This is a genomic window from Citrobacter sp. MGH 55, assembly GCF_016906145.1.
Classification (GTDB): domain Bacteria; phylum Pseudomonadota; class Gammaproteobacteria; order Enterobacterales; family Enterobacteriaceae; genus Citrobacter_A; species Citrobacter_A amalonaticus.
In genome coordinates this window covers 4803760-4809838 of sequence record NZ_CP070239.1, presented here as the reverse complement: position 1 = coordinate 4809838, position 6079 = coordinate 4803760, and the positions used below count along the sequence as shown (strand labels likewise).

Below are 6079 nucleotides of genomic sequence, written 5' to 3'. Positions count from 1 at the left end.
AATTATTGCCTCTTCCAGAGTCATTCTCCGGTACTGAAATCAGCCCCCAAGAATTATTGATATTGCGAATTTTTAGTTGTTCCATGCTATATACTCGTTGGTGATTTTTTATGTTTTTTTTGTTGTTCAAGCGAATGCTTTCTTTTCCGTAAGAGCGATAAAAGACTTCCGGTGCCTCTCAATATCTGAAGCACGAAAAAAAATAATCTTAGAGAGGGTAGTTATATTTCCTATTACCTACATTAAGGTTTTATATAAGGGGTAATGAAATGACATTACTGCCCTTACAGGCACCTGAACGGTGCCTGGTCGGCAAATATAACTACTCATTACGTATTGCAGTCTGCTGACAAACTGCATTCTCGGAGGATGGTCTACATTTCTACGACCTCTGTAAAATAAAACAACAAGGGAACAAATAAGAAAGTATCATAAAGACATTTTCTTTTTCTGTTTATGATATCGACACACTACCAGTTGAAATGGTTTTATGGATCTGTCCTTTTGCTATTCCCCAATTCCAGTTTTGCACTGTACTAAAAGAGAGTCAAGAAGAGCTAAAATGTTAGAAATGTAATATTAATGCTACTGGATAAACCTGTTATATAATTCCTGGTGGTCGTTTTAAATGAGGGGCGTCTTTTCAGGAAATATCACTCACTTGCTCTTTTGAGGTTGAGATATTTGCATCTGACAATAAGAATATTACAAACATTAGATGAGGCTGGAAGTAGTCACCCGAGAGCACAATTTGCTAAAAAGTAATGGGCGTGGTTTGTGATTTTAATTTAAGTGATTGTATATAATGATATTTTCCTAAGTTGTTGTTATGGATTAATAATCTCCATTTTTATATCATGTAAAAAACATAACTTTATGATTGTATTATTCTTTTTGTGTTTTTTCGTTAGATGTGAAAATTTGTTAAAAAAATAGTGTTACGAGAGGGTGGCAGCCGTAATTCGTAATCTGACCGGGTAAATTTTATAAAATTCAGATTTTTCTTTCTGAACAATAACCTGATAAAGGGGGACGTATCAGTAAATTAGCCTTATGCCATGCCCATTTTTTCGTGTATTAAGCGTTTCTCATTGTTTCGTGTCGCTGCAACCCAGAACATTTCCATCCCGTTAGATAAATGGATGGATCATCAAGTCAGAAACCTCGGACAAAAAAGCCGGTGCGGTTCACCGGATCCCGTTCTTTGCAGGCCAGCAGCACACGTCCGGATCCGCGCGAGAGGGAGACAATCCCTATTGCAATCAGAAAGGGTGAAGCCTAAGAACGGCCAAGGGATTCAATATCCTGCAACAGCGTGTCGATCGTGGCGCGCTCTGTGAAAGGTTCTGGCGCACCTTCAGGTGCTGTCAGCCCAACCCTGTTATGCCAGTACGTGGGCACTCCCACTTTTTGCGTCCCAAACATGTCATAAGCAGAGCCAGCGACAAATATAGCCTCGGCAGGAACAAAGCCTGTATTACACAACGCCAGACGATACGGCTCAGGATGCGGCTTGTAAAAATCAGCCTGTTCGGAAGTCACGACGACATCGAAGGGAACGCCGACAAGATCCGCAGCAATGCGTCTGAGGCGCGCCGAACAGTTAGTGACCACACCTAATCCCATCAGCTCAGAATAGACCCTGTTAACCGATTACACTGACGTGATTTGCTCCACCAGCATTGAACGCATCATCTCTGGACGTAATGCTGCGCTGAGCCAGACAGAAATCCTTATTCATCAGCTCAGTGATATTTCTGCACTCACCGACAGTATTGGCGGGGGCAACGCGAATAAATGGGGACTGCGCACATTACCTTTAAGCGGTCAGAACTTGTTGAAAAACTGAATGACATTATCACTAAGCATTATCCGGGGATATTGGCAGCATGATAGTTCATCGTTATCATTACCGGGCTCGATATCACGGGTGTTTTTAGCGAAATACGATTGGGGGCTCCGGCGTTTTTCGAACAGATAAAAACGCTGTAATAACAATGGTTATATGACCTGTATTCGAATCCGGTAGGATCTCAGACCCACTCTTTCGGTAAACTCAACGTAAACCGGGTCACGTTTACATCCGACGTCACCGACACTTTTCCGTGGTGTGCGGTCACAATCGATTTCACGATCGCCAGTCCGATGCCGCTGCCTTCGCCTTTGCGCTGGCGGGATGGATCCACGCGATAAAAGCGATCAAACAACCGTGGTAAATGTTCGGCAGGGATAGGTGTTCCCGGGTTTTCAATGATGATGTGCACCTGTTCGTCCGCCTCTGTCAGCCGGACGGTAATGCTCTGGCCCAATGGCGTGTAGCGCATCGCGTTGGAGAGGAGATTGCTGATCGCCCGGCGCAGCATACCTGAATCGCCGGATACCAGGCATGGACGCCCTTCAAAATGCAACCCGACTTCCCGTTCTTCCGCCAGCGCCTCAAAAAAGTCGAATACTTTACTGACTTCATCCGCCAGATTGATCGTCTTTTTCTCCGGGATCAGCTGGTTGTTATCGGCCTGCGCCAGAAACAGCATGTCGCTGACCATTTTCGCCATATGGCTAAATTCTTCGAGGTTGGAATAGAGCACCTCTTCCAGCTCCTTCTGGCTACGGGGCTGGCTGAGGACAATTTCTGTTTGCGTCACCAGGTTGGTGATAGGGGTACGGATCTCATGGGCAATATCAGCTGAAAAATTGGACTGGCGGGTAAAAACGTCTTCGATACGCTCGATCATGTGATTAAACGAGAGCACCAGCCGTTCCAGTTCAATAGGCACCGACCGGGGATCCAGTCGGACGTCGAGATCTTTCGAGGTGATGTTCTGAATCTGTCGGCTGACGCTGCGGATCGGTTCGTGGCCTTTATAAACGGCAAACAGCACGATAAAAATGATCAACATGCTGATGATCGAGGCGGTCATGATGAGCTTGTTTTTCAAATCGTTAATGTAATGCAGGTGAAAATCGATCGACAGCGCCAGATACAGGGTATAGGCCGGTTTTCCGTCGATCAGCGGCCCGACCGGCAGGCGGATCATACGCCAGCTGGAATGGGTGCCGTGGCTTGCCATCTGCATCGACGGACCATTAATCAAATAGACGTTGCCGCCCGGAACGGTTTTATCCACCGTGGCGCGGGCAAGAAACTGGCGGATATCCGACATATGAGGGGAATGAAAGAGCGCCTGCTGGTTAGCATCTTCCAGCGAAATAATGACGTTTGAGTAACCGGCTACCACGTTTTTCAGGATCTCCAGACGGCGGGATTCTGGCTCGTCGGAGGGGCTAAGGATACGTTCGAGGGTGGCGCTGATTTCGCTTAAGTCGTTGATGTCCTGTTCGGCAAAATGCACTTTTACCGACTGAATCATGATCCAGGCAAAGGCAAAAAAGGAGGCAATGGTCGCGAGGCTGATAAAAAAGGTCAGGCGCGTCGCCAGCGAAAAAGGGCGGGATAACCGCTTACTGACCATCCGGCACCTCAAGCACATATCCCACGCCACGCACGGTCTGAATCAGCTTAGGCTCAAAGTCGTTATCAATTTTGCCGCGCAGGCGCTTCACGGCCACGTCAATGGCGTTGGTATCGCTGTCAAAATTCATGTCCCACACCTGAGAGGCAATCAGCGAGCGGGGTAATACTTCTCCCTGGTGGCGCAGGAAAAACTCCAGCAGGGTAAATTCTTTGCTGGTGAGCGTGATGCGGGTACCGCTACGACTCACTTTGCGGCTCACCAGGTCAACGATCAGATCGGCCACCTGAAACTGGCTTTCGACGATTACCGCCGCCCCCCGGCGTAGCAGGGATCTGACGCGCGCCAGCAGTTCGGCAAAGGCAAACGGCTTAACCAGATAATCATCCGCCCCTAATTCCAGCCCTTTTACCCGATGTTCAATGGTTCCCAACGCGGTAAGCAGCAGAATCGGCATGCCTTTATTCGCGGCACGCAGCATCCGGACGATATCCCAGCCGTTGACGTCGGGCAGCATGATATCAAGAACGAGCAGGTCGTAATCACCGGTCATCGCCAGGTGATAGCCGTTCAGACCGTTGTCAGCAAGATCGACAACAAAGCCCGCTTCCGTCAGCCCTTTAGTCAGGTATTCACCGGTTTTTTTCTCATCTTCGACGATCAAAATTTTCAACACATTCTCCTTCGCCACGCGACGGTCATGGGGCCTCTCAATTCTAGAGAAGCCAGATCGGATAGCAATCGCATTCTGGGAAAATGACAGCTTTGTCATTTTGCTGTCACGGGTTGAACAGAGAGCGCCAGGTAAAGTGGCTGATATCAACCCACATGTAAATCAGGCTTATGCGTAATTTTAAGCGTCTCACGCTCTCAATGGCGTTACTGCTGGCAGGATGTTCACTCGCCCCGGACTATCAGCGCCCGGCGCTTCCGGTACCGCAGCAGTTTTCTCTCAGTCAGAACCAACTGGTGACATCACCGACAGGTTATCAGGACAGCGGCTGGCGGCAGTTTTTTGTCGATCCGCAGGTGAAAGTGCTGATTGACGAGGCGCTGCGTAACAATCGCGATTTACGTATGGCGACGCTGAAAGTACAGGAGGCGAGGGCGCAATATCGGGTGACTGATGCCGATCGCTATCCGCAGTTGAATGCGGAAAGCAGCGGAAACTGGAGCGGGAAACTGAAAGGCGACACCCGCAGTACGCGTGAATATGAGGCCGGGCTGAACCTGAGCGTTGATCTGGATTTCTTTGGTCGGCTGAAAAACATGAGCGAAGCCGATCGACAGACCTTTTTCGCCAGCGAAGAGGCGCGCCGGGCGGTGCATATCCTGTTGGTGTCCAATGTTGCACAGAGCTGGTTCAATCAGCGTCTGGCCTTCGCGCAGCTTCAGGTGGCACAAGAAACGCTGAGCAATTACGAGCGTGCATATGCGCTGGTGGAAAAACAACTGGTCACCGGCAGTACCAACGTGCTGGCGCTGGAACAGGCGCGCGGCGTGATTGAAAGTACCCGCAGTGATATCGCGAAGCGTCAGGGGGAACTGGCGCAGGCGAATAACGCGTTGCAGCTGTTACTGGGGAGCTACGCTAAGCTGCCGGACGATGCGCGACAGAATGTCGGCGATATCAACGGCGTGACGTTACCGCCATCGCTGTCATCACAAATCCTGTTGCAGCGTCCGGACATCATGGAAGCCGAACACGCGCTGATGGCGGCAAACGCCAATATCGGCGCGGCACGGGCGGCGTTTTTTCCCTCCATCACGCTGACCAGCGGGATCTCCGGCAGCAGCAGCGATCTCTCCAGTCTGTTCTCGGCGGCAAGCGGGATGTGGAATTTCATTCCGAAAGTGGAGTTACCGATCTTCAACGCCGGACGTAATCAGGCCAACCTCGATCTGGCTGAGATCCGCCAGCAGCAGTCGGTGGTCAATTATGAGCAGAAGATCCAGAACGCGTTCAAAGAGGTTGCCGACGCGCTGGCGCTACGCCAGAGCCTTACCGATCAGATTCGCGGTCAGCAGCGATACCTGACTTCGCTACAAATCACGCTTCAGCGTGCGAGAGCGCTCTATCGCAACGGAGCGGTGAGCTATATCAACGTGCTGGACGCTGAACGTTCGCTATTTGCGACGCAACAAACCCTGCTTGACCTTAATTACGCCCGACAGGTTAACGAAATTACGCTCTATACCGCGCTTGGCGGTGGTTGGCTGGAATAAACCGAAACACATCACAGGAGATTGACATGAACACAGTATGTAAAGCGGTGGTATTCGCCATTTTCTCTACGCTGGCAATTAACGCTCAGGCCAATGAACACCATCACGGCGATATGATGAGCGCCATGCCTGCCGCCGAACAAAGCCCGGCGATCAGCGCCACTGGCGTAGTAAAAAGCGTTGATACGCAAAGCAAAAAAGTCACCATTGAACATGGGCCGATCCCCGCGCTGAACTGGCCGGCAATGACCATGCGTTTTACCATCACACCGCAAACGCAGCTCAACGATATTAAACCCGGTGACAACGTGGCGTTTACATTTATCCAGCAGGGCAATCTCTCTTTATTGCAGGATATTAAAAGCCAGTAATTCTCTCTT

Annotated in this window: 6 protein-coding genes and 1 pseudogene; 4 read left to right on the top strand and 3 right to left on the bottom strand. The window is 49.8% G+C overall.

Going from position 1 to position 6079, the window contains the following annotated elements; all coding sequences use genetic code 11:
- Positions 1 to 1278: 1278 nt before the first annotated feature.
- Complete coding sequence (locus JTI98_RS20055; RefSeq protein ID WP_252869607.1) at positions 1279 to 1626, bottom strand: HAD family hydrolase; 348 nt, start codon at positions 1624 to 1626, stop codon at positions 1279 to 1281.
- 16 nt (positions 1627 to 1642) lie between these two features.
- On the opposite strand from JTI98_RS20055, the pseudogene JTI98_RS21295 reads away from it, so the two are divergent.
- Positions 1643 to 1810 (top strand): annotated as a pseudogene (locus JTI98_RS21295) (restriction endonuclease subunit M); the annotation flags it as partial.
- Positions 1798 to 1893 (top strand): DUF4942 domain-containing protein, encoded by a 96-nt coding sequence (locus JTI98_RS21490; RefSeq protein WP_179192516.1) that lies wholly within the window; start codon positions 1798 to 1800, stop codon positions 1891 to 1893. The pseudogene JTI98_RS21295 and the gene JTI98_RS21490, both read left to right, overlap by 13 nt.
- Before the next feature lie 140 nt (positions 1894 to 2033).
- Here the strand turns inward: JTI98_RS21490 and JTI98_RS20045 are convergent, their stop codons facing one another.
- Both JTI98_RS20045 and cusR read right to left on the bottom strand, forming a co-directional pair.
- Positions 2034 to 3473, bottom strand: a complete 1440-nt coding sequence (locus JTI98_RS20045; protein WP_216081727.1) for a Cu(+)/Ag(+) sensor histidine kinase — start codon at positions 3471 to 3473, stop codon at positions 2034 to 2036.
- Positions 3463 to 4146, bottom strand: coding sequence for a copper response regulator transcription factor CusR (cusR, locus tag JTI98_RS20040; RefSeq protein ID WP_044328089.1), 684 nt, complete (start codon positions 4144 to 4146; stop codon positions 3463 to 3465). The genes JTI98_RS20045 and cusR overlap by 11 nt, the downstream gene beginning before the upstream one ends.
- Positions 4147 to 4316: 170 nt before the next feature.
- Between cusR and JTI98_RS20035 the strand changes: the two genes are divergently transcribed.
- Together JTI98_RS20035 and cusF are read left to right on the top strand one after the other, a co-directional pair.
- Positions 4317 to 5699 carry an efflux transporter outer membrane subunit gene (locus tag JTI98_RS20035; RefSeq protein ID WP_216081726.1) on the top strand — a complete coding sequence of 461 codons (1383 nt, stop codon included), beginning with the start codon at positions 4317 to 4319 and terminating at the stop codon, positions 5697 to 5699.
- Between the two features lie 26 nt (positions 5700 to 5725).
- Positions 5726 to 6070, top strand: coding sequence for a cation efflux system protein CusF (gene cusF / locus JTI98_RS20030; protein ID WP_044256696.1), 345 nt, complete (start codon positions 5726 to 5728; stop codon positions 6068 to 6070).
- The last annotated feature ends 9 nt before the right edge of the window (positions 6071 to 6079 follow it).

Coding starts and splice junctions, on each gene's coding strand:
- JTI98_RS20035 (WP_216081726.1), top strand. CDS start 4,317: ATGCGTAATTTTAAGCGTCTCACGCTCTCAATGGCGTTACTGCTGGCA.
- JTI98_RS21490 (WP_179192516.1), top strand. CDS start 1,798: ATGGGGACTGCGCACATTACCTTTAAGCGGTCAGAACTTGTTGAAAAA.
- JTI98_RS20045 (WP_216081727.1), bottom strand. CDS start 3,473: ATGGTCAGTAAGCGGTTATCCCGCCCTTTTTCGCTGGCGACGCGCCTG.
- cusF (WP_044256696.1), top strand. CDS start 5,726: ATGAACACAGTATGTAAAGCGGTGGTATTCGCCATTTTCTCTACGCTG.
- JTI98_RS20055 (WP_252869607.1), bottom strand. CDS start 1,626: ATGGGATTAGGTGTGGTCACTAACTGTTCGGCGCGCCTCAGACGCATT.